This is a genomic window from Klebsiella sp. F11, from assembly GCF_056712265.1.
In genome coordinates, this window is record NZ_CM160060.1 from 2,808,797 (window position 1) to 2,831,862 (window position 23,066).

The 23,066-nt window shown below is 59.1% G+C and carries 22 protein-coding genes; 11 read left to right on the forward strand and 11 right to left on the reverse strand.

Annotation, left to right across the window (positions count from 1 at the left end; translation table 11 throughout):
• The first annotated feature begins 9 nt into the window (after window positions 1–9).
• Genes AC1M2H_RS13995 through AC1M2H_RS14010 form a run of 4 tightly spaced genes read left to right on the forward strand, consistent with a single transcriptional unit; the run spans window position 10 to window position 3,130 of the window.
• A complete protein-coding gene (locus AC1M2H_RS13995) occupies window positions 10–297 on the forward strand; it encodes a PTS sugar transporter subunit IIB (RefSeq protein WP_480151796.1) in 288 nt (95 codons plus the stop codon).
• On the forward strand, window positions 294–1,604 hold the full coding sequence (locus tag AC1M2H_RS14000; RefSeq protein WP_128878179.1) for a PTS ascorbate transporter subunit IIC: 1,311 nt from the start codon (window positions 294–296) through the stop codon (window positions 1,602–1,604). Before AC1M2H_RS13995 ends, AC1M2H_RS14000 begins: the two co-directional genes overlap by 4 nt.
• A gap of 16 nt (window positions 1,605–1,620) precedes the next feature.
• Window positions 1,621–2,361: a sugar isomerase domain-containing protein gene (locus AC1M2H_RS14005; RefSeq protein WP_480151797.1), complete on the forward strand. Its 741-nt coding sequence runs from the start codon at window positions 1,621–1,623 to the stop codon at window positions 2,359–2,361.
• Between the two features lie 13 nt (window positions 2,362–2,374).
• Window positions 2,375–3,130, forward strand: coding sequence for a GntR family transcriptional regulator (locus AC1M2H_RS14010; protein WP_480151798.1), 756 nt, complete (start codon window positions 2,375–2,377; stop codon window positions 3,128–3,130).
• 183 nt (window positions 3,131–3,313) lie between these two features.
• Here the strand turns inward: AC1M2H_RS14010 and AC1M2H_RS14015 are convergent, their stop codons facing one another.
• From AC1M2H_RS14015 to AC1M2H_RS14065, 11 genes are read right to left on the reverse strand one after another with little or no spacing between them, the layout of a single operon-like run.
• The gene (locus AC1M2H_RS14015; protein WP_480151799.1) at window positions 3,314–4,303 is read right to left on the reverse strand and encodes an ABC transporter permease; all 990 of its coding nucleotides are present in this window, start codon (window positions 4,301–4,303) and stop codon (window positions 3,314–3,316) included.
• Window positions 4,304–4,305: 2 nt separating this feature from the next.
• Window positions 4,306–5,235 carry an ABC transporter permease gene (locus AC1M2H_RS14020; protein WP_480151800.1) on the reverse strand — a complete coding sequence of 310 codons (930 nt, stop codon included), beginning with the start codon at window positions 5,233–5,235 and terminating at the stop codon, window positions 4,306–4,308.
• Window positions 5,213–6,853 carry a dipeptide ABC transporter ATP-binding protein gene (locus tag AC1M2H_RS14025; protein ID WP_480151801.1) on the reverse strand — a complete coding sequence of 547 codons (1,641 nt, stop codon included), beginning with the start codon at window positions 6,851–6,853 and terminating at the stop codon, window positions 5,213–5,215. The genes AC1M2H_RS14020 and AC1M2H_RS14025 overlap by 23 nt, the downstream gene beginning before the upstream one ends.
• A 9-nt stretch (window positions 6,854–6,862) precedes the next feature.
• Window positions 6,863–8,617, reverse strand: a complete 1,755-nt coding sequence (locus AC1M2H_RS14030; protein ID WP_480151802.1) for an ABC transporter substrate-binding protein — start codon at window positions 8,615–8,617, stop codon at window positions 6,863–6,865.
• Between the two features lie 20 nt (window positions 8,618–8,637).
• The gene (locus AC1M2H_RS14035; RefSeq protein ID WP_480151803.1) at window positions 8,638–9,846 is read right to left on the reverse strand and encodes a GNAT family N-acetyltransferase; all 1,209 of its coding nucleotides are present in this window, start codon (window positions 9,844–9,846) and stop codon (window positions 8,638–8,640) included.
• Window positions 9,847–9,856: 10 nt separating this feature from the next.
• Window positions 9,857–11,077, reverse strand: coding sequence for an acyl-CoA dehydrogenase family protein (locus AC1M2H_RS14040; RefSeq protein WP_480151804.1), 1,221 nt, complete (start codon window positions 11,075–11,077; stop codon window positions 9,857–9,859).
• A 27-nt stretch (window positions 11,078–11,104) separates the two neighbouring features.
• A complete protein-coding gene (locus AC1M2H_RS14045; protein WP_480151805.1) occupies window positions 11,105–12,256 on the reverse strand; it encodes an LLM class flavin-dependent oxidoreductase in 1,152 nt (383 codons plus the stop codon).
• Window positions 12,253–13,659, reverse strand: coding sequence for an LLM class flavin-dependent oxidoreductase (locus AC1M2H_RS14050; RefSeq protein ID WP_480151806.1), 1,407 nt, complete (start codon window positions 13,657–13,659; stop codon window positions 12,253–12,255). Before AC1M2H_RS14050 ends, AC1M2H_RS14045 begins: the two co-directional genes overlap by 4 nt.
• Before the next feature lie 22 nt (window positions 13,660–13,681).
• Window positions 13,682–15,322: a dipeptide ABC transporter ATP-binding protein gene (locus tag AC1M2H_RS14055; RefSeq protein WP_480151807.1), complete on the reverse strand. Its 1,641-nt coding sequence runs from the start codon at window positions 15,320–15,322 to the stop codon at window positions 13,682–13,684.
• A gap of 12 nt (window positions 15,323–15,334) precedes the next feature.
• Window positions 15,335–16,171, reverse strand: coding sequence for an ABC transporter permease (locus tag AC1M2H_RS14060; RefSeq protein ID WP_480151808.1), 837 nt, complete (start codon window positions 16,169–16,171; stop codon window positions 15,335–15,337).
• 2 nt (window positions 16,172–16,173) lie between these two features.
• On the reverse strand, window positions 16,174–16,326 hold the full coding sequence (locus AC1M2H_RS14065; protein ID WP_480151939.1) for an ABC transporter permease subunit: 153 nt from the start codon (window positions 16,324–16,326) through the stop codon (window positions 16,174–16,176).
• Window positions 16,327–16,821: 495 nt separating this feature from the next.
• On the opposite strand from AC1M2H_RS14065, the gene epsC reads away from it, so the two are divergent.
• The 7 genes from epsC to AC1M2H_RS14100 all read left to right on the forward strand — a co-directional run bounded on the left by epsC (window position 16,822) and on the right by AC1M2H_RS14100 (window position 22,959).
• On the forward strand, window positions 16,822–17,586 hold the full coding sequence (gene epsC, locus AC1M2H_RS14070) for a serine O-acetyltransferase EpsC (protein WP_480152317.1): 765 nt from the start codon (window positions 16,822–16,824) through the stop codon (window positions 17,584–17,586).
• Window positions 17,587–17,669: 83 nt separating this feature from the next.
• Complete coding sequence (locus AC1M2H_RS14075; protein ID WP_480152322.1) at window positions 17,670–18,560, forward strand: PLP-dependent cysteine synthase family protein; 891 nt, start codon at window positions 17,670–17,672, stop codon at window positions 18,558–18,560.
• The gene (locus AC1M2H_RS14080; protein ID WP_480151811.1) at window positions 18,553–18,981 is read left to right on the forward strand and encodes a M67 family metallopeptidase; all 429 of its coding nucleotides are present in this window, start codon (window positions 18,553–18,555) and stop codon (window positions 18,979–18,981) included. Before AC1M2H_RS14075 ends, AC1M2H_RS14080 begins: the two co-directional genes overlap by 8 nt.
• Window positions 18,982–19,040: 59 nt before the next feature.
• Window positions 19,041–19,331 carry a MoaD/ThiS family protein gene (locus tag AC1M2H_RS14085; RefSeq protein ID WP_095101285.1) on the forward strand — a complete coding sequence of 97 codons (291 nt, stop codon included), beginning with the start codon at window positions 19,041–19,043 and terminating at the stop codon, window positions 19,329–19,331.
• Window positions 19,328–20,503: a molybdopterin-synthase adenylyltransferase MoeB gene (gene moeB / locus AC1M2H_RS14090; RefSeq protein WP_480151812.1), complete on the forward strand. Its 1,176-nt coding sequence runs from the start codon at window positions 19,328–19,330 to the stop codon at window positions 20,501–20,503. Before AC1M2H_RS14085 ends, moeB begins: the two co-directional genes overlap by 4 nt.
• A gap of 37 nt (window positions 20,504–20,540) precedes the next feature.
• Entirely contained in the window at window positions 20,541–21,485 is a 945-nt protein-coding gene (locus AC1M2H_RS14095) for a family 2A encapsulin nanocompartment shell protein (RefSeq protein WP_480147779.1), read from the forward strand.
• Window positions 21,472–22,959 carry a SufS family cysteine desulfurase gene (locus AC1M2H_RS14100; protein ID WP_480147780.1) on the forward strand — a complete coding sequence of 496 codons (1,488 nt, stop codon included), beginning with the start codon at window positions 21,472–21,474 and terminating at the stop codon, window positions 22,957–22,959. Before AC1M2H_RS14095 ends, AC1M2H_RS14100 begins: the two co-directional genes overlap by 14 nt.
• Window positions 22,960–23,066: the final 107 nt, after the last annotated feature.

The window sequence follows — 23,066 nt, forward strand, 5'->3', positions numbered from 1 at the left end:
TGAATAGCGATGAAAATTCTGACAGTCTGTGGTTTAGGTATGGGCTCCAGCCTGATTTTAAAAATGAACGTTGAAGCGGTGTTAAGGCAACATGGTATTCAGGCTTCCGTTGAACATATGGATGTATCATCCGCCGCTTCGGCCAATGCCGATGTGGTGATCACCAATGCGGAACTGGTCGATAATCTAAAACATCTGTCCTGCCCGGTGGTGGTGGTGAACAACTATATCGATAACGCAGAAATTGCGACGGCGCTTGCGCAGGCGAAGATTCTGCCCCCAGGAGAGTCGTCATGAGCGAATTTCTTGGCGTGCTGCGCTGGATAACCATCAATATATTTGGTGAGGCCTCGATTTTAATTGGCCTGATTGTCCTGCTGGGCCTGGTGCTGCAAAAGAAATCCTTAGCAGACATTGTTTCCGGCACCCTGAAAGGCATTCTGGGCTTTCTGATTATCGGTGCGGGAGCGGGGATTATCGTTTCCGCGCTGCTGATATTTCAGCCTATCTGGACCGAAGTCTTCGGCCTTAGCTCAATGAACCTGACTAATATTATCGGTCAGGCGCGCTTTAGCGAACGTTACGGAAGCAGCGTGACGATCGCGATTGCCGGGGGATTCGCCATCAACCTGCTGCTGGCCCGGCTGACGCGTTTTAAATACATCTATCTGACTGGACACATGATGTTCTGGACAACGATGATTTTTGCCGGGGTGATGGTGAATACCGCACCCGGCATCTCCGCGGTGCAGCTGACGCTGATGCTAACGGTCATTATGGGTCTGTACTGGACCTTGCAACCCGCGCTGGTCCAGCCGTGGGTGCGAAAAATTACCGGCAACGACAACGTGGCGCTGGGGCATACTTCGGCTTCCGTCGCTCTGTTGGGAGCGATTTTCGGGCAGATATTTGCCCGCAATAAAATCAGCTCCGAGGATATCAAAGTCCCGAAAAAGCTCGGTTTTCTCCGCGACTCCAACGTAGTGACGGCGTTAACCATGGCGCTACTGTTCTTTATCGGCACCTTTATTTTGCAGATAAAAGGCACGCCAAAAGCCGCTGAAATTCTTGCCCAATCCGGCGACCTGAGCTTCTACATCTACGCCCTGAAACAATCGCTGATGTTTACCGGCGGCATTGCCGTAGTGCTCCTCGGCGTGCGGATGTTTATTGGCGAAATGGTACCGGCGTTTAACGGCATCGGTTCGCGGCTGGTCCCCGGCGCAAAACCCGCGCTGGACTGCCCGATTCTGTTTAACTTTGCGCCAAACGCGGTGGTGCTGGGCTTTGTCGGCGCGTTTGTTGGTTCGCTGCTGTGGTTGACCCTGATTGGCCGCTACACCGGCTATGTGTTTATTCCCAGCATGATTGTGATTTTCTTCCACGCCGGAACGGCGGGCGTTTTCGGCAACATTACCGGTGGCTATAAAGGTGCGCTTCTGGCGGGATTTATCACCTCGACCGTGGTCGCATGGGGGCAGTATTTCTGCGTCACGGGTTTTATCAACAACACGATCCCCGATACCGCATTGTGGGCCGGCGACAGCGACATGTTCGTCATCGCGCCGTTTATTCATCTTTTGACCCGCTTGCTGACGTTCTGATATCAGGAGGAAGTCTATGAGTCAGGCACTGAAACAGTACTACGGGCAGATCCGCCAGAAGCTGGCTTTTCTTGAACAGCGCCCCGAGGCGTTAACCCAGGCGGCGGAAATCATGGCTCAAAGCATTCTGGCGCAGCGCAATATCTTCGTTTTTGGTGCCAGCCACGCCGGGATCCTGGCGGAGGAGATGAGTTATCGGGCAGGGGGGCTGGCCATTATCAATCCGCTTTTTACCCCCGCGTTGATGCTTAACGTCAGGCCGTTAACCCTCACCAGCGCGGTGGAAAATGTGGAAAATCTCGGGCGGGTGCTGGTTGAGCAGTCGCCGCTGCGCGCCGGTGATACGCTGCTGATTCACTCTGTCTCCGGGCGAAACGCGATTACGATTGATGTCGCGCTGGCGGCGAAAGCCTGTGGGGCGAATGTTATCGCCATTACCAGCCTCGCGACGGCGGCACGGGTGACGTCGCGCCACTCCAGCGGCAAGCTGCTGGTCGATATTGCCGACATCACCATCGATAACCACTGCGAGTATGGCGATGCAGCCGTTAGCCTGCCGGGCCTGGCGCAAAAAGCCGCGCCGCTCTCCACCATTATGGGCGCGGCCATTGCTAACAGTCTGGTATTACTTATTTGCGAAATCATGCTGGAAAATGAGCGCACGCCGCCCATTCTCGCCAGCGCAAACATAGACGGTAATCAGGAGATAAATCAGGATATACTGAGCGCATACAGGAGCCAGATACACTACCTCTGAGTGGAGCACAAGTATGTTTGAGTCGGATGGACTCCCTCTCTATTTAAGGATAAAAGACGTTATCCTGCAGCGGATCCTCTCTTTTACCTATGACGATAAACTTCCCGGTGAGCTGCTGCTCGCCGGGGAGTTCAAGGTTGCGCGCGGCACTATTAAGCAGGCGATTGATTCGCTGGCCAGCATTGGCATGGTGTATAGGGAGCAGGGGAAAGGGACGTTTATCAACCGCGATGCGCTGCAAAAGTACTACACCGATCTCCCTGACGTACTGACAACCTTTGATGGAGACGGCACGGTTGAGGTGGAAGTGCTGTCGCTAATTTCGACGATGGCCGACCGCCAGGTGGCGGAGCAGATGAGGCTGGATTTAGGCAGCCAGCTGATGCGTTTGGAACGGCTATTAGTGCAGGGGGAGCGACCGGTTGGCCACGTTCTTACCTGGCTAAATGGCCGTATTTATAATGATTTGAGCCACGTTGACGGTAGTCGGTCGCTGTATAAGCAGCTACGGGAAACGTTCGGCTACTCGCCGGCTAACGCCACGGAACGCTATACGCCGGTTTGCTGCGATACCCGCACGGCGGGATTATTAAATATTGAACCCGGCCGCCCTCTGTTTCGCATTGAACGTGTCGCCCGCGATCTGGATGACGTGGTGCTTGAATACAGCATCACGCATACCCTGGAGGCCAGTCTGTCGTTACAGATAGCGACCAGCCAGAGCAGCGTGAGCCAACAGTGGAACTGTACGATTGATAAGGGGCGTTAATCCGCCCCCCAGGCGAGATTGAGCAGCGATAGGTTCTGTAAGCCAGACTATGAATCACCTGCAGAACGGTTCAATAAGTGTGTTGCATCGAGCATATCGCCCCTCATTCAGAGTTCGCTGAGATCTCTTTCCGTTGGTTTTCTGCGCCATCGTACCGGTCAGTATAGCGGAGTGCTTACACCTTCATTGACTCCGTAAAAACAGGCGGTGAAAAAGATCGGTCAGCAGGTTAGAGACAATAAACACGCAGGCGGCGAAAATGGTGGTGCCAATCACTACCGGGAAATCGCCGTCCAGCGCCGCATCAATCGCCAGCCGTCCGACGCCGTCGAGGCCGAACATCTTCTCCGTGACAATTGCGCCGCCCATAATCGCCGCCAGCTCCAGCCCGGTGAGCATCAATACCGGGCTAAGCGCTGGCTTTAATGCATGATCGAAGTATACCCGCCACTCGCGCACCCCTTTTGCCCGCGCGGTACGGATATAGTCCCTGTGCAGCACGTCGAGCATACTGCTGCGCAACACGCGTTGAAAAATAGCTGTTTCCGCCAGCGTCAGCGTCAGCCACGGCAGCGCCAGATGCCGCGCCCACTGCCACGGGTCATCGCGCAGGGCCACATAGCCGCCAGCAGGAAACCAGTTTATGTTATGCAGCGACAGCTGATAAAACAGGAAGAAGATAATCAGCATCCCGCTCAGGAAGGTGGGTAGCGACAGCGCGACGTAGGCGAAGAACGCCAGCAGGCGGTCGACAAAGCGGTCGCGATAGCGCGCCGCCAGCACGCCGGTGAGCAGCGACACCACCGTCCAGATAACCAGCGCGCCCAGCGCCAGCGACAGCGTAACCGGCACCTTCTCCAAAATCAGCTGGGTGACCGGCGTCTGGAAACGGAACGAGTAGCCCAGCGCTGGCGGCCAGTGAAGCATGCCAACCGGCGCGCCCTGGATCTCCGGGCCACGCAGCAGGAAATAGCGCAACTGCTGATACCAGGGATCGTTGAGGTGTAAAGCCCGGGCTATAGCCTCAACGGCCTCTGGCGTGGCGTTTCGAGGCGCCAGCATCACCGCCGGATCCTGATAGGCGATACGGGTGAGTAAAAAGGCGACGATCAGCACCAGCAGCAGCGTCAGGGCGCTACGCATCAGTGTGTTAAACAGAGTAGAAAAAGTCATGACTATCGTCGCTCCAGATGAGGATCCAGTACGTCACGCAGGCCGCTACTGAGGCAGTTAAAACCGAGTACGATGAAAAACAGCGCCAGCGCGGGTGCAGCCAGAAACCACGGCTGTACCTGATACATCGCCGAACGCTGCACGTCGGCAATCATATTGCCAAGGCTTGCGGCGGGTGCGGGAATACCTACGCCAAGGAAGGAAAGGGTGGCTTCAGCGATGATGTTGGTAGGTAGCTGGATGGCCCAGTACACGCCCATTGTCGGCAACACGCCGGGAATGATATCGCGCCACAAAATGCGCCACTGGCTTTCACCCATCAGCACCGCGGCAGCCACGAACTCCTGCTGGCGCAGATCCAGCACCAGCCCTCGGCTTAGGCGCGCAAAGTAGCCCCATGAGAAGAAGGTAATCACAAAGATCACGACCCACACAGGGTCGACGCGAGGACCGCTCTCGCCGCCTTGATTCAGCGCCAGCAGGCTGAGCGCCGTGACCACGAACGGAAACGAAAGTACCAGATTGATCAGCTGTTGACACAGCGCGTCAATACGACCGCCGCGATAGCCGCCAAACAGCCCGACGAACAGGCCAATCAGCATTGCCAGCGTGGTGGCGGGGACGGCGATCAGCAGCGAAATGCGGGTGCCGTACAGGGTGCGCACCAGCACGTCGCGACCGTTATCATCCGCGCCGAGCGGAAACGCTGCACTCGGCCCTACGGGCAGGCCCATATCCGACAGCGCGCTATCACGGAACTGCCCGGTTTCGCTATGGCCTAGCCATGCTGCGACCATTGGCGCAGCTAGCGCCGCAAGTACCATCAGCGCCACAATCACCAGTCCGCGACGGACGCTCGGTTCCCGCCACAGCCTCTGCCAGAACGTCAAAGGTGGGAGGGCGAACGGCTCAGAGAGCAGCGGCTGACTCATAGACTACCTCCTCGCTAAAACGATGGCTGGCGCCGGGAATGGCTGCAAGCAACAGGCGCGTCCATGCGTGCTGGGGCCGCTGGAAGATCTGCTCGGTGCTGCCCTGTTCGATAATGTGCCCTGCCTGCAGTACCAATACGCGGTCGCACAGCGCCGCCACCGCATCGAGGTCGTGCGAAATAAACAGAAGTGACAGGCCATAGCGGCTACGCAGTCGGGTAAACAGCTGAATGATGCGGTGCTGGGTAGTGATATCCAGCGCCGACATCGCCTCGTCGGCGACGATAAGCTTCGGTTTCATCGCCAGTGCACGGGCAATAACCACCCGCTGGCGCTGACCGCCGGACAGCTGCGACGGGTAGCGCGAGGCCACTAAAGCGGGCAGCTCCACCTGTGCCAGCAGATCGTCGATAGCCGCCCTTAGCGCCAGCGGCGACAGCTGCTGGCCGCGTTCGCGCAGGGCGGTTAGCTGCAGCGGTTGAGCCAGCGTGTCGTCAACGCGTCGCCGTGGATTGAGGCTGCTGTAGGGATCCTGAAACACCATCTGCACCGCGTGGCGTTCCGGGTGATGGCTACCTGGCTCCCTCCACGGCTGGCCCGCCAGCGTCAGCGTGCCGCCGTCCGGGTGGTCCAGTCCGACGACGATGCGCCCCAGCGTGCTCTTCCCGGAGCCGGACTCGCCGACCAGGCCGAGAATCTCCCCCTCATGCAGACTAAAACTGATGTCATTCAATACCGGCGCAGCCGCTTTTCCCGGCCAGAGCCGGGAGGGGCTGACAAAGCTGCGCGAAACCTGACTCACCTCCAGCAGCGGCGTCGCCTCGTCGTAACGGAAGGGAGACGGGGCGCGCGGATGCCAGCCCGCCAGCAGCAGCGAGCGGGTATAGGCATGCTGCGGCGCGTCGAAAAGGGCGCGTGAGGCACCCTGTTCGACAACCTGACCGTGCTGCATTACCACGATCCTGTCGGCAATGTCAGCCACCACCCGCAGGTTGTGGCTGATAAACACCAGCGCGCAGCCATGCTGGCGTTGGAGCCGCTTCAGCATGCGCAGAATTGAAGCCTGGACGGTGGCGTCCAGCGCGGTCGTTGGCTCATCAGCGATAATCAGCGACGGATTCAACGCAATGGCGATGGCGATCATCACCCGCTGGCGCTGGCCGCCGGAGAACTTCGCCGGACGCTCGTGATAGCGGCGGGCGGCATCCGCAATGCCCACCTCCGCCAGTAGTGATAGCACCTGCGTGCGTAGGGCCTTACGCCCCACGCGGCGGTGAGCGAGGATCGCCTCCTCGATTTGCCGCCCGACGCTTTTCAGCGGGTGCAGATTGCTTAGAGGATCCTGCGACACGTAGCCTATCTGCGCGCCGCGCAGTTGGCGCTTTTGATTCGCCGTAAAGGCGTGCAGCGGCTGGTCGTTAAAGACAATCTCTCCCTGCACGCGCATCTGTGTCGGTAACAGGCCAAGCACCGCCAGCAGGCTCAGGCTTTTTCCGGACCCTGACTCGCCCACTACCGCCAGCGTTTCTCCGGGCTCGACGTGAAAACTGACGCCTTTGACCAGCGTACTACGCGGGTCAAGGCCAATCGTTAAGTCGCGTACATTGAGTAATGGCATGACGCCCCCTTAAGGCTTCAGCGCAATATTGGTGATATCGGCCTGGGTCGCCAGCGAAGACCACGTCCAGTTTGTGACGCGCTCAGACGTCACCGCAATGCGGCGTTTCTCAAACAGCGGGATCCACGGCAGGTCAGCGGAGACCAGGCGGTCAGCTTCCTGCCAGACAGGACCAGGGTTGTCCGAGCTGTAGGCCTGCTTCGCTAACTGGTTCAGCTTGTCGTTGCTGTAGCAGATGGCGTAGACGTTGCCGCGCCCGCATGGCGAAGCATCTGAATTCAGCCAGCCTCCGAGCAGCATGCGCGTCGCCGGACCTTGCCAGTCAGGGGAGGTCTGACCGAGTGCAAGATCCCAGCGGTTCTCCGGACTTTGTAAATACGGCATAAACTGCGGCGGCGGCACCGGGATCAGGTTCAGGCGAATCCCCGAGCGGGCCAGATCTTCTTTGAGGATCACCGCCAGGGTGCTGAACTGGTTATTGGCACGATAGACCAGATCCAACGTCAGCCCATCCGCCAGTCCGGCCTCTTTCAGCAGCGCTTTGGCTTTTTCCGGGTCGCCTTTACTGTCCGTGGTGGCGTACGGATCGAACGGCTCATGGCCGAGCAGGGTGCTGGTGATAATCTGTCCCAGCGGCAGCGCGGCGATTTTTCCACCCTGCGCCTGCACCAGGTGCGACTTGTTCACCGCATAGGCTAACGCCTGGCGCACGCGCAGGTCGCGCAGGGCCGTCGCGCCGGCGCTTTTCGCCTGCGGCTGAGCGTTAATGGCGATAAAGTTCGCCGCACCGCTGTTGGCGGCGTGCAGATACGGGCTCTTTTTCAGCAGATACTGCCGAACCGCGGCCTGCGGCGGTACGTCAAGGTACAGCGACAGATCCGCATCGCCCGCCTGAATACGCTGCATCACGCTGTCTTCGTTGTTGCCGGTAAAACTCACTTCGATGGCGTCAACCCAAGCTTTCCGCGCCGGGTCTTCCGCGTGGTTGTAGTCTTTCACTTTGGTTAATACCAGCTTCTGGCCGCTGGCGTAGCTGGCGACTTCATACGGCCCGCTGGACGGAAAGTTCTTGCGAAACTCCTGTGAGTCCGGGAAGTAGCGCGAAGCGACCTCTTCCGGCAGCGGGGTGACGAAGTTCATCGACAGAATGTTGAGGAAGTCGTAGTTTTTGCTGTCGGAGCGCAGAACCAGCGTTTTGTCGTCTGGCGCGCTGACGCCTGCAATCTCGTGGCCGTCAATGAACGCCTTGCTGGCGGCAAGATCGCCGGTAGCGACTTTACTGAACGCCTGGCAGTAATCGGCAAACCCGGAGAAAGCGAGGTTAAAGTAGTTCACCGCCGCCACCTGCTTGTTGGGATCGCAGAAACGCTTGATAGCGTAGACGAAGTCTTTTGCCACAATGGGGCGTGTCGTCGGCCCGGCAAAGCGAATACCGTCGCGCAGGTGGAAGGTGTAAGTTTTGCCATCGGCGCTGACGTCCCATGATTTTGCCAGATCGCCAACCAGCTTGGTGTCATCCTTCAGGCTGCTGGTGGAACCGGGGTAGGTGACCAGCTGGCGGGTGACCGCCCGCAGGATCTCCCATGAGTCAACCGAGTAGCCGGTCAGCGGGTCGAAGGCGTCAAGATCCGGCTGCAATGAAGCAATCTTCAGCGTGCCGCCTGGCTGCGGCGCAGCCTCTTCGGCAAACGCCGGAACCATTGCGCCAGCGAGGAGGGCAACAAAAACGGCCTGGCCCATCAGGGGCCAACGAATGCTGTGCATCAAAAAATCTCCAGAAAAAGTTAGAAGAAAATTCCCGACCAGGGATGTTCATGACAGGCCAGCAAGCGCGTCAAACGCGCGGTGGACTGCGAATGGTGAGGCTGAATACGGCGTGCGGCCACGAGCTGGTGAGCGGTGTATTCGCCGAGCAGCAGCATGGCAAGCGCATCGATACCAAGCGAGATATCCGCCTGGCCGGCGCTGCGCTGAATGCCGTTAGACGATAGCCGCCAGACGCCGCGGTTTGCCTCAATCAGAGGGTCATCAATCGCCAGCGTGAGCGCCTCGCCGTCGCCAAGGGCTCGGGCGTTAAACGTCCGCTCGACGTTGAGGATTCGCAGCCAGCTTTCGTCGATGCGCCTGACTTGTTGCACCGCGCGGGGATTTGCCAGCAGCAGCGGCAGGGCGTCATCCACCGGGCGATGCGGCAGGTCGATATAGCGCGCGATATCAAGCTGCAGCAGATAGCCGAACAGCTGCGCGGCTATCTGCGGGTCAGCGGCGTGCAGATCGTCAACCACCAGCGTGCGCTCAGTGCTGTACAACCAGTTGTCGTCGGGCCTGGCGTGATAACGCACAAAGCCCTGAGGTTCGCCATCCTTGAGCGCCAGTGCCACATAATGGTTCAGGCTGCTGTGCGCCAGACGATGCTGCTGGAGCGCCCACCACTGCGGCCAGCGGGTCAGCGTGCCGGCGTGGCGCTGCGGGTAGCGCGTAACGACGGTTTGTTGCGCCTCCCAGGCGTCGGCGTGAGGCAGCAGGCGAATATCACCTTCGGCGGCGGGCAGTGATGACAGCTCGCGTTTATCAACCCTAAGATCCTGAATAGATGTGGCGATACCGTAGCCGAAGCGCCCGTAAATGGTGCCCTGCGAAGCGCGCAGCGTGGCGACGGCTACCCCCTGCTGGTAAAGATCGGCCAGCTGTTGGCTGAATAGCGCCCGCAGCACGCCGCGACGGCTGAAGTGGGGCAGGACGCCGACGTGGGTGACGGCGGCATGCGGCACGCGCTGGCCGCCAGGCAGAGTCAGTTCGCCGAGGAAACTGTTGCTGGTGCCCGCTAATTGGCCGTCGAACGAAGCGGTATAAACGCGCCCCGGCACCACGTAGCGTTCGGCCCACGCCTCCACCGGCGTGACGCCCCCGGGGAGGCCGAACATCGCCTGGCGAAACAGCGTCGCAGCAGCGAGCAGCTCGGCGGGGTCATAGATAATCCGAATCTCCGGCATCCTCGCTTCCTTAGCGTTTCGGCGGCGAGTAGACGCGCGGCGTCGGTAGCCTGCCGCTCAGCACGTAGTCGCCCACTTCTCGCGTACGATAGGTCACCGGATCGTGCAACGTGTGGGTACGCACGTTACGCCAGAAAACGTCCAGCCCGTACCGATTGCTGGTGGAGCGACCGCCGGTCAGCTCAAAGATCTCGTTGCTGATTTTTAGCGCCACGTTGTTGGCAATAACCTTGGCCTGGTCGGTTAGCAGCGCCAGTTCGCCCCACTGGGTTTCGGTGAGATCGTCGTCGGCATGGAAGGCATCCTGGAAGGCGTGCGCGGTTTTTTCCGCCAGCGCGATCCCGGCGGCGAGATCGGAGGAGAGCTCGCCCGCTTTCTGCCGGTGATACGGGTCTTCCAGCGCGCTCTCCACGCCGGACTCCGGCCACGGGCGTACAGTGTCACGGAAATAGGCGGCGGCCTGCTTCAGCGCGCCTTCGGCAATGCCGAGGTAGAAGTGGACAAAAATCAACTGGCTGAACTGGTTGCGCAGGGCGTTGCGCAGCAGCGCGCTCTCCGGCTTCTCCTCCAGCCCGGTGAGGCGATCTTTCTCCTGAAGACGCACGCGGTTGAACTCCAGCGTACCGCTGGCAGTCAGGCGCTGGCCAAGGTTGTCCCAGTCATCGTTAAAGACGATCCCCGGTCGATCGGCGGTAACCTGGTACTGCACCAGCCGATCCTCTATCCATACAGCGATGGTCATTACCTGCGAAACGGCAGCACCAGTGGCGAAAGTGCGACGCCCGGTGACGTAGAGATCGCTACCGTCCCATTCCAGCTTCAGGCGCGGGTCGCGCGGGTTGCTAATGCTCGACTGGAACCAGCCTTCGTTGGCGACGCCGCGGGCGATAAACTCCCACTGCTCGCGGTTGCCGAGAATGTAGCTCCAGACACCGTTGGAGTAGTGGTAGGTGATCAACTGACCGATCGAACCATCGGCAGCAGAGATAATGCGGCCAATCTCCAACGCCTGCGCCAAATTAGCCCCTCCACCGCCCAGCGACTTCGGCACCGCCAGCTTGAGTAGGCCGCTCTGACGCAGCCAGTCTATCTCTTCAAACGGATGTTTATTGGCGCGATCGCGCTCCAGCAAAGTGGCATAGAGACGGTCCGCGACGTCCTGAGCCACTACTTTCCAGTGGACGAACTCCTGGTGGTTAAGTCCTGCATAAATGTCCTGAGCATGGCTCATATTTCCTCTCTTAAGGGCGATGTTTTTTTATGGTTGGTGTGGTGAGTGCAGCAGTCCGCTGCGGCGTAGCAGGGCACCTGCGCCCTCGGCAAACCAGTAAGCTTCTTCAAGATGCGGCTGACCGGATAAAATAAAGTGTTCAATGCCCAGCTCGTGGAAGGCCTGGATCTTCTCCGCGACCTGCTGGTGGCTGCCGACGATGGCGGTACCTACGCCGCCGCGCACCAGCGCGTAGCCGCTCCAGATGTTAGGGGCGATCTCCAGCTGACGGACGTTTTCCGGCGTCACCTTCTCGGCCTGAATATCGTCTAGCAGAGCGCTCATGCGCTTTTGCCCGACGGATTCGGTGCGCCCCAAAAGCAGCTGGGCGCTTTGAATGCGCTCCGGGGTTATGCCGAGCAGCAGGCGGGCGGCCTCGCGCCAGGCCTCTTCTTCGCTGTCGCGGCTGATGACGTGAAAGCGGATGCCAAAGCTCGGCGTACGCCCTTGGGCGGCGGCCAGCGCGCGCACCGTCGCCAACAGCTGTGCGACCTGTTCGGGAGGTTCGCCCCAGCTAATCCAGGTGTCGGCCTGCGCGGCGGCAACCTGCTGGGCAGCCTGGCTGGAACCGCCGAAGAACACCGGCGGCACTGACCACGGCGAGGGTAGCAGGGTGGCCTGCTCAAGCTGATAGTGCTCGCCGTGAAAATCGAACGGCTGGCCGCTGTTTCTGGCGTGACTAATGCCTTTAAACGCGGCGATAAACTCACCGCTGCGGGCGTAGCGCTGGTCGTGATCCAGCCGGTCGCCGTAGCGGCGCTGCTCAACCGGATCGCCGCCGGTGACGATATTGATCATCAACCGTCCCTCGGTCAGCCGCTGGAAGCTTGCCGCCTGATGAGCGGCCAGCGTTGGCGAAATAAAACCCGGACGGAAGGCAACGATAAACTTCAGCCGCTCGGTGTGCTGGCTAATAGCCATGGTGCTGAGCCATGCGTCTTCACACCAGCTGCCGGTCGGTGTCAGTACGCCTTCAAAGCCCAGGCGCTCTGCGCTGCGAGCAATATCGATCAGATAATCGAGAGTGGCGGGGCGGAACTGGCCGCTGATGCCGCTGATGTGCTGAGAGTCATCGCCTGCTCCGACGATCCCCCGGCTGTCGCCATTGGTCGGCAGGTACCAGTGCAGATGGATGCTCATTGCGCCTCCTGAGGATAGCCGTCTGTTAGTTGACGAAAGCGGGTGCCGGGGTGATCGTCGCGCAGCCGCTGCTGCCCGCGACCCTGCAGGCGTTCGCGTAGGGTGAGCGACGTACCGTCCGCCTGACGCATGCGTCCCCGCGCCTGAAGTTCCGGCACCACCCAGCGGACAAAATCTTCGAAACTGCCGGGGCTGATGGCGTAGGCGAGGTTGAAGCCATCAATCCCGGAGGCGTCGGCAAAGGCTTCCAGCTGGTCGGCGACGCTCTGCGGACTACCCACCAGCGTCGGGTGAATGCCGCCGATGCCGATGTAGTTACTGATATCGCCCACCGTCCACTGGCGCTCAGCGTCAATGCGCGTCAGCCCGGCCAGCGCCGAGCGGCTGGCGTTGGTTTCGATATATTTGAGCGGCTCGTCCAGGGACCAGCCGGACCAGTCCACTCCCGTCCAGGCAGAGAACAGCGCCAGCGCCGCTTCCTGACTGGTGTAGTTGAGGTAGTCCTGGAATTTGGCGTGTGCCCGGGTATCGTCCTCATCGACCACCACGCTGATGGCGGTGATAAAGCGAATTGCCTCGGCGCCGCGCCCCTGTTCATGCGCCAGCGTGCGAATTTTGTCGATATTCTGCGCGATTGACTGCGGCGTGGTGCCGCCGAGGAACACGACTTCGGCATTCTGTGCGGCAAACAGACGACCCCGGTCCGAGGTGCCTGCCTGGAACAGCACCGGCGTCCGCTGCGGGCTGGGCTCAGAGAGGTGCGCATCCGGCACGGTAAACCAGCGCCCCTGATGGCGGATCGGGTGGACTTTGGTAGGGTCGGTATAGACGCCCGCCTCGCGGTCACGGCGTACCGCATCGTCTTCCCACGAGCCTTCCCACAGCTTGTAGGTCACCTGAAGGAACTCCTGCGCACGCTCGTAGCGTTCGTCGTGGTCCATCTGTTTTTCCAGCCCGAGGTTACGCGCGGCGGACTCCAGCACCGACGTCACGATGTTCCACGCCACTCGCCCCTTGGTCAGGTGGTCGAGCGTGGTGAACTTGCGCGCCAGCAAATACGGATGCTCGTAGGTGGTTGAAACGGTGATGCCAAACCCCAACTGTCGGGTGGCGGCGGCCATCGCCGAGACCAGCAGCAGCGGATCGTTGACCGGCGACTGCGCGGCGGTACGCAGCGCGGCATCGGGTTTGCCCTGGTAGACGTCTATCTGTCCCAGCGCGTCGGCGATAAACATAGCGTCAAAACCGGCCTCATCGAGCAAGCGCGCAATGTGCAGCCAGTAGTCGAGAGTCGTGTATTCGCTGGCTCGGTCATCGGGGTGCCGCCACAGTCCGGCGGAGACATGGCCGACGACGTTCATCATAAAGCCGTTGAATAACAGCTGTTTTTTTGCGGTTGTCATGGTACATCCTTATTAAAATGGGTCAGGCAAAACGTTTTAACGCCGCGTCCGTCGCGCCCGTTGGCAGCAGGTAGCTGGCGGCCAGCAGCTGCCGGGTGATCGGGTGACGATCCGCGGCGTACAGCGCGTGGCGTGGGAAATCGTCCACTATCTGGCCGCGGGCCATCACCACAATGCGCTGGCAAAACTGCGCGACCAGGGCCAGATTGTGGCTGATAAACAGGCAGGTCAGGGCGTGCTGGCGGTGCATACGCGTGAGCAGCGTCATTACCTGCGCCTGTACCGTGAGATCCAGCGCGGAGGTGGGTTCGTCGAGCAGCAGGAAGCGGGGATTCACCGCCAGGGCGCGGGCAATATTGGCGCGCTGGCGCTGACCGCCGGAGAGCTGGTGCGGATAGCGCTGGAGCAGCGCGGCGTCCAGCCCAACTTCGCTAAACAGGGACCTGGCGCGCGCCAGCGCCTGCGGGCGCTGTGCGACGGTGCCAAGACGGAACTGCGGGCGAACCAGCTGCTCTTCCAGCGTCAGACGCGGGTTGAATGAGGCCAGGCTGTCCTGAAAGACGCACTGAAGCTGACAACGCAGAGCGGTGATGCTGTCCCTATCCTTGTTGCTCACCAGCGCGCCGGCAAAGCGCATTTCGCCACGATCGTCTGGGATCAGCTGCGCCAGCAGCCGCGCCAGGGTGGACTTTCCTGACCCGGACTCGCCGATAATGCCAACAATTTCGCCGCGCTGAACGGTCAGGCTGACGTCATTAACCGCCGTAACGGCCACCTTTTTCGGCCACCAGCCCCGCGTCTCCCGACGCCAGAAATCTTTTCCTAATCCGCGGGTTTGCAGCAGCGGCGCGTCTTCGTCGCGGTATTCGGCCGCCGGCGTGGTGTTCGGCCACGGTACCGCCGCCAGCAGCGATTGGGTATACGGGTGTTGCGGCGCGGCGATAAGGTCAGCCGTTGACCCTTGCTCAACGATGCGCCCGTGCTGCATAACTGCGACGCGGTCGCTTAACGCGGCCACCACGCCGAAATCATGAGTAATGATCAGCAGCGCCATCTGCTGCTGCTGGCACAGCTCTTTGAGCAACTGGAGCACCTCGCGCTGCACGGTGGCATCCAGCGCGGTGGTAGGCTCATCGGCAATCAGCAGCCGCGGGCGGCACATGGCGGCGAGGGCAATCAGGATACGCTGGCGCATGCCGCCGGAAAGCTGGTGCGGATAGAGCGCCATCACCTGTTCCGGCTGACGAATTTTCATCCGGATAAGCCACGTCAGCGCCTCGTCATGCAGAGCGCGACGGCCCAGAGCCGGATGCAGGCGGCGCAGATTGTGCTGCAGCTGCTTGCCCACTCGCCATGACGGGTCGAGTGTGGAAAGCGAGTTCTGAAACACCATCGCAATATCGTGTCCGCGCAGACGATTAAGCCGCGCGGTGGATTGGTGCATCAAGGGCTGGCCGTCAAAAGTGATGCTGCCGTTGACCATCGCCTGGCCCGCAGGCAGCAGGCCGAGAATGGCGGCGGCAGTGACGCTTTTTCCAGAACCAGATTCGCCCGCAAGCGCCAGCACTTCGCCGGGAGCAACGGTCAGGGAGACATCGTCCACCGCTTGCACGTTCTGGCGGTGAAAAAGCACGTTAAGGTGGGCAATCTGCAGCAGGCTCATGGTTGCCGCTCCTTATTGGTAAGGGTCAAGGAGATCGCGCAAACCGTCCCCCAGCCAGTTAAAAGCCAACGATAGCAGCACGATCGCCAGGGCCGGGGCAGTAGCGACGTGCGGCGCACCGAGGATCATCATCTGTGCGCCTTCGCCAACCATGCGTCCCCAGTCCGCCTGCGGTGGCTGTACGCCGAGGCCGAGGAAGCTTAGACCGGCCAGAAATACCACCATACCGCCGAGCAGCGAGGTGGTGTAAACCATCAGCGGCGTTGCCACGTTGGGCAGGATTTCACGGAACAGAATGTCGATGGTCGACGCTCCCTGGGCGCGTAGCGCCTCGACGTACTCTTTCGCCGCCTCGGCGCGAGTATCCCGATAGACCACGCGGGTTAGGTAGGGGATGACGCTGCAAATCAGGGTGATGATGAGCGTCGGATAGCCGCTGCCCAGCACCGCTGAAAGGCCAATGGCCAACAGCACCATCGGAAAGGCGAACAGCATGTCCATACTGCGCATAATCAGTTCGGAAAAGGCCGAGGCGCGAAAACCTGCCAGCATGCCGAGTGCGAGGCTAACCAGCGCGGCGAAGATAATCGGCAGCACCGAAGCCGTAAGCAGGCTACGCCCGCCCCAGATGATTCGGCTCAGCACGTCGCGCCCCTGATTATCCAGGCCGAGTAAATGGCCCGGCGTTCCCGGCGGCGCCAGACGGAGGCCGTCAAACGCAGCAAGCGGATCGTAAGGCGAAAGCCACGGAGCCAACAGAGAGACCAGCAGTGCGGTGAACAAAATAAACAGGCCGAACAGTGCCAGCCCGTGTCGGGAGAGCCGGCGCAGGAACAAGGTCATGGTCATAATTAGCGCGCTCCCTGGTGGCGCGGGTCGAGCCAATCCTGCAGGATGTCGCTGAGCAGGTTGACGGCGAGGAAGCAAACGGCAATCAGCATTACCCCGGTCTGAATAGTGGGGTAGTCCTGGCCAGCCGCGGCGTTGTATAGCTGAGTGCCAATGCCGGGCCAGGCGAAAGATGGTGAGCGTGTGGCGCTTTATACGGGGAAGAAATAATGGAAAAGATGTGAGGTCAGTCCACATAGCGGTTTTGCCGCCAGTGGGAAAGCGTCCCCGGCCTCAATGGGTACTGACTACGTGAGGCCGCTTTGAGTTTATGGCGTTGATCTTTGTGTATTTATTATTTTCAACTATTCAAAGTCAATAAGGTTATTTGTTTTTAATGTGGGTAATGCATAAAAGTGAGTTAACACAGAAAACAGGTTTATCGATGTGATTTTAAGAAGGATATTATTATGCCGGAAGCGAGGGAGTTGTATCTCATACCGAAAAGAGAACATAACTGGTATTTAAATAATATTGTCGATGAACTGCGTCACGTTCGTCAGGCGTGGCGCGATGAGCATGCGAAAAATAATTATCGTAATAAACGTAGCTTACCTTCCCGGGCAAGCGTTAATTCAGTCGCCGATACGTTGATAAAAGTGCTTTATCCGATGCGGTTAGGCGACGTCGAATTACGCCAAGAGGGCGAAGATTATTACGTCGGCCATTTGTTAGGCACCGCGCTTGACAGGCTCACCGAAGAAGCGCTTCTGGAACTCTATTATCAGTCGGATGAGCAGGACGAGGAGGGCGCGAGTCAGGTGCTGTCGCAAGAGGCGGTCAGGCGGGTTCAGCAGTTTGCCAACCGTTTGCCGGTCATCCGTCAGTGTCTGGATCGCGATATCCTCGCGGCTTATCAGGGCGATCCCTCCGCGCGTAGTATGGATGAAGTGCTGCTCTGCTATCCGGGAATTCATGCCGTGATCCATTATCGTCTGGCCCACGAGCTGCATCAGCTCGATCTGCCTCTGCTGGCGCGAATTATCTCCGAGAAGGCGCACAGCCAGACCGGAATAGATATTCATCCCGGCGCGCGGATCGATGATGGATTCTTTATCGATCACGGGACCGGCGTGGTGATTGGCGAAACGGCCATCATTGGTAAACGGGTGCGTATTTATCAGGCCGTCACCCTGGGGGCCAAACGCTTTATTGCCGGTGAAGACGGGCAGTTGCAAAAAAACTATCTTCGCCATCCCATAATAGAAGATGACGTAGTTATTTATGCCGGCGCGACAATATTAGGGCGAATTACCATCGGCGCGCGTTCCAGCATCGGCGGGAATATATGGCTAACCCGCGATGTTCCGCCAGACAGTAATGTGCAGCAGGCCCGAGCGCAACAAAAACATTTCAGCGACGGTGATGGGATTTAATTATTCCAATAATGGAATGGAATGATCAGTGCATCAAAACAGACAAAAATAACGGCGTGATAATGATTATGAATTTGCTTGAGATGATCGGCGCTACACCCTTAATAACGTTGCCGTCTTTTGCCGCAGAGTTGCCTGGCATAACGCTGCTGGCAAAAGCAGAGTATATGAACCCCAGCGGCTCAGTGAAAGACCGCGCGGCGAAAGCCATGGTACTGGACGGGATTGCGCGGGGTTTATTAACGCCGGGTAAAACGATTATTGATGCAACCAGCGGCAATACCGGAATTGCCTACGCGATGATTGGCGCGGCGCTGGGATATCACGTCCGGCTATATCTGCCACAGAATACCAGCCCGGAGCGCAAACGAATTATTCGCCATTATGGCGCCACGATTGTGGAAACCGATCCGCTTGAAGGTTCCGACGGCGCATATATTGAAGTTCAGGCACAAGTTGCTGCGCATCCGGAACGCTATTTTTATCCCGACCAGTATAACAACCCCGTTAATCCGGATACGCATTTCGCGACCACCGGAAAAGAGATCTGGGATCAGAGCGGGCAACAAATCACTCATTTTGTCGCGGGGATGGGTACCTCCGGCAGTTTTGTCGGCACTGCGCGGCGGCTCAAATATGAGAATCCGCAGGTCAAAACGCTCGCCGTGCAGCCCGCTTCACCTTTCCACGGCATTGAAGGGACGAAGCATATGGGCAGCAGCATTAAACCGGGCATTCTCGACGAAACCCTGTTCGACGACATTATTTCTGTCACTACCGAAGAGGCCTACGCCATCACGCGACGGCTGGCCCGGCGCGATGGCATTTTTGTCGGCATTTCATCCGGCGCAAACGTTGCCGCCGCCGTCAGGCTGGCCCGCACGCTGCCGGCAGGAGCTGTGGTGGTCACGCTGCTGTGTGATGTCGGCTCGCGTTACCTGACTGACTCTTTCTGGAATGAAACCGATGATTGAATTGACCCACAAAATTGCAAAGCAGATTGGCGCTGAAGGGGAAAAGGTCTATCCCAACGAATGCTGCGGCGCGCTTTTTGGCCATTTCTCTGCACAGGGAGATGCCCGCGTGACGGCGATTTTCCCCATCGTCAATGCCCACGAATCGGAGGAGCAATACCATCGTTTTGTCATCACCGCCGACGACTCCCTGCGGGCGGAGCGCGCTGCGCTGGCTCAGGGAGTGGACGTGGTCGGCTATTACCATTCGCACCCCGATCATCCGGCTATTCCGTCGGAGTTTGACCGCGAACATGCGCTGCCGTTTTACGCCTACATCATCGTGGCGGTCGCGCAGCGACAGGCGGGCGCGCTCACCAGTTGGCGGCTGACGCAGGACCGCCAGCGCTTTCTGCAGGAGGACGTGCACACCGTTCCATGACGTGAATAACAGGCAGCGCGCTGCCTGAAACCAGAGCAAAACACGGAGAGATTATCACTATGGCATCGACATTACTGATTCCCACCGCACTACGCGCCTTCACCGACGGCCAGGGGAAAGTGACCCTCGAAGGCCACACCGTAGGTCAGCTGGTCGCGGCGCTGGCTGAGCGTTTCCCTGACATTCAGCAGCATTTGTATGACGACACCGGAGCGTTGCGCAGTTTCATCAATCTGTACGTGGGGGAAAACAATATTAAAACCACCGGAGGGCTGGAGACCCCGGTCAGCGATGGAGCTGAGGTGCTGCTGGTCCCCGCCATTGCAGGCGGCGTCGGGAAGGCGGTATGAGCAGAGCGAGCATTATCCCGGACGACCGCCTGACGGAGCTGACGCATGCGGAAATTGCCCGCTACAGCCGCCATCTGCTGCTGCCGGAAGTCGGGCTTGAAGGGCAAAAGCGTCTGAAGTCAGCCCGCGTGTTGCTTATCGGCACAGGAGGGCTGGGGGCGCCGGTGGCTCTGTACCTGGCCGCTGCCGGGATCGGTAAGCTGGGGATTGTCGACTTTGATTTTGTCGAAATCTCCAACCTGCAAAGGCAGATCATTCATAGCACCAAAGATATCAACCGGCCCAAAGTAGCCTCGGCGAAAGACAAGATTAAAGCGATCAATCCCGACCTGCAGGTGGAGACCTATAACACCACCCTGAGCAGTAAAAACGCGCTGGAGATTATTCGCGAATACGACCTCGTCGTCGACGGTACGGACAACTATCCAACCCGATATCTGATCAACGATGCCTGCGTTTTGCTGGGTAAGCCGCTGGTCTACGGATCCATTTTTCAGTTCGAAGGGCAGGCCAGCGTCTTTTATGCCGGAGAGGGGCCGTGCTACCGCTGTCTTTATCCCGAGCCTCCGCCGCCCGGGCTGGTGCCCTCCTGTGCCGAAGGCGGCGTTGTCGGCGTGTTGCCGGGGATTATCGGCACCATTCAGGCGGCGGAAGCGGTCAAGCTGATCGTCGGCGGCAGCGAGAGCCTGATTGGCCGCCTGTTGCTCTTCGATGTGTGGCAGATGAAGCAGCGTGAACTGCGGCTGGCGAGAGATCCCGGCTGCCCGGTATGCGGTGAGCACCCGTCGATTCATGAGCTGATCGACTACCAGGAGTTTTGTGGACTGAAACCCGATGAGGCGGAGGTTCCCGTTGAAAGTGTCACGGCCCAGGAGCTGCACGCCTGGATAGAGGAGGGTAAACCCCTGCAGCTGATCGACATTCGTGAACCACACGAAAGGGCGATTGCCAAATTTCCGCAGGCAAAAGTGATGCCGCTGGGCCAGATAGTCAGGCGTATCGGTGAATTCGACCCGACTGTCGATGCGGTGTTTCTCTGTAAGATCGGGCAGCGCAGTATTTTCGCGATTCGGGCACTACAGCGCGCAGGTTACCAGGGCCGCGTGATGAACTTAAAAGATGGCTTAAACGCCTGGGCGCGGGATGTGGATACCCGTTTGCCGCAGTACTAACCTTCAGCTCCACTATTTCAAACACTAAGGAATCATCATGGCAGAACAAAAAGGCATTAATGCTCTGGGGCGTGAAGCCGCGTATCAGTTAGCGAACGTTACCAAAACGGCTCCGCAATTTGCGGCGATTACCCCGCGCTGGGTCAGCCGTTTTCTCGACTATAAAGGCCTGGAATCTGGGATTTATCGGGTAAACAAGGTCGTGGAGGGTGATACGCCGCTGGACGTATTATGCAGCCAGGACCCGACGCGCGTTGAAATACCGCAGGGCTACATCGAGTATCAGACCACGCCGCGTGAATACCAGCTCGATTCCATTACGACCATTATTAACGTGGATACCAAAATCGCCGATCTCTACAGCTCGCCGTACGACCAGGCGTCAGAGCAGATTGCGCTGGCGATTGAAAGCCTGCGCGAGCGCCAGGAGAGTCAGCTGATCAATAACGATGAATATGGATTGCTGAAAAATATCGATGACTCGCAGCGTATTCAGACCCGCAATGGCCGTCCGACTCCGGATGACCTGGATGAGCTGCTGTCAAAAGTCTGGAAGGAGCCATCCTTCTTCCTGGCCCACCCGCGTGCGATTGCCGCATTTCAGCGTGAAGCCACGCGACGCGGCGTGCCGCCGGTCACCGTGAATTTGCATGGGGGCACTTTTATCCTGTGGCGCGGTATTCCGCTGATCCCTTCCGATAAACTGTTTGTTGATGGTTTGAAAAACCCAAAAGGCCAGGGCGGGAAAACCAATATCCTGCTGATTCGCTCCGGTGAAAGCAAACGCGGAGTGCTGGGGCTTTATCAGGAAGGGCTGCCAAACGAACAGTCGCGCGGATTGTCGGTGCGCTTCCGGGGGATCGACGATAACGGCGTGGCATCCTATTTACTCTCACTTTATTGCTCCGCTGCGATCCTGGCCGATGACGCCATTGCCGTGCTGGAAGACGTTGAAGTGGGTGAATATTATGACTACGAGTAATTTATTCACGCTTCCCCACGCGCCCAGCGAATGGCCGGGCGAGGCGGGTGACGTTCCCTCCGCGCGGGATTACGGACTGCCCGACGCGCGGGACCTGAAAGGGTTGCTGGGCGACACGCCCGCACGCCCGCGGGCCGCCGAGGCCGCCTACGCGCCGCGGGTGGTGCCTCTGGGGCAGGAGAGCCGGGGGGATATCGCGCCTCGCGGATTCGCGGCGCGACCTTCTATTGGCGCAAAGCCAGCGCCGCCAGCGCGTGTCGGGCAGATCCCGGTTGAACGGATCCGCGCTGATTTTCCGATCCTTGCCGAACAGGTGGCCGGTCATCCTCTGGTCTGGCTGGACAATGCCGCGACGACCCAGCGCCCGAAGCAGGTTATCGATCGCATTAGCCACTATTATTTGCACGAAAACTCGAACGTTCATCGGGCGGCGCATACCCTTGCCGCACGTTCCACCGATGCTTATGAAGCCGCGCGTGACAAAGTGGCGCAGTTTATCGGCGCGCGCGGCCCGGAGAATATCATCTTCGTGCGTGGCACCACGGAAGGGCTCAACCTGATAGCGCACAGCTACGTGAAGCCGCTGTTACGGCCGGGGGATGAAATTATCCTCACGTTGCTCGAGCATCACGCCAACATTGTGCCGTGGCAGCTCATTGCGCAGGAGACGGGAGCGGTGATCCGCGTCGCGTCGGTTGATGAGCACGGGCAGCTGATCGTTGAGGAATATGTCCGTTTGTTCAATGACAAGACCCGTTTTGTGTCCGCTACCCACGTTTCCAACGCGCTGGGTACCGTTACGCCGGTTCAGGAGCTGGTGCAAATCGCCCATCGTTTTGGCGTGCGCATCGCCATCGACGGCGCGCAGTCTATTTCACATATTCCGACCAACGTCACGGCGCTGGATGCCGATTTCTTCGTCTTCTCCGGGCATAAAATTTTTGGACCGACCGGGATCGGCGTCGTATATGGCAAGCAGGAGGTGCTGGAAGAGGCGCGCCCGTATCAGGGCGGCGGGAATATGATTGCCGACGTAACTTTTGAACTGACCCGCTATCAACCCTCGCCGAATAAGTTTGAGGCGGGAACGGGCAATATTGCCGATGCCGTCGGGCTGGGGGCGGCTATCGATTATGTCACCTCGCTGGGGATTGAAAATATTGCGCAGTACGAGCACGCCTTGCTGGAGTATGGGATCGAAAAGCTGTCGGCTATTCCGGGCCTGACGCTGGTCGGCACAGCGGCGAACAAAACCAGCGTCTTATCTTTCGTGCTGGAGGGGCATGAAAATGAAGCAGTGGGGCGCTATCTGAGTCAGGTCGGTATTGCCGTGCGGTCCGGACATCACTGCGCGCAACCGATTCTGCGCCATTTTGGTTATGAAAGTACCGTCCGGCCGTCGCTGGCTTTCTATAATACGCCACAAGAAATTGATTTTCTCGCAGAGCATGTCGCCCGGTTTGCTTCGCGGTAGCGAGTTCCGACCCGGTCAGCGGTGTTAACTACGTAACAAGCTCGCCGGTTTTCCGCGCGGGCTTTTCTAATAAATATAGTGTTCAAACGCTTCCACAAGATTTTTTG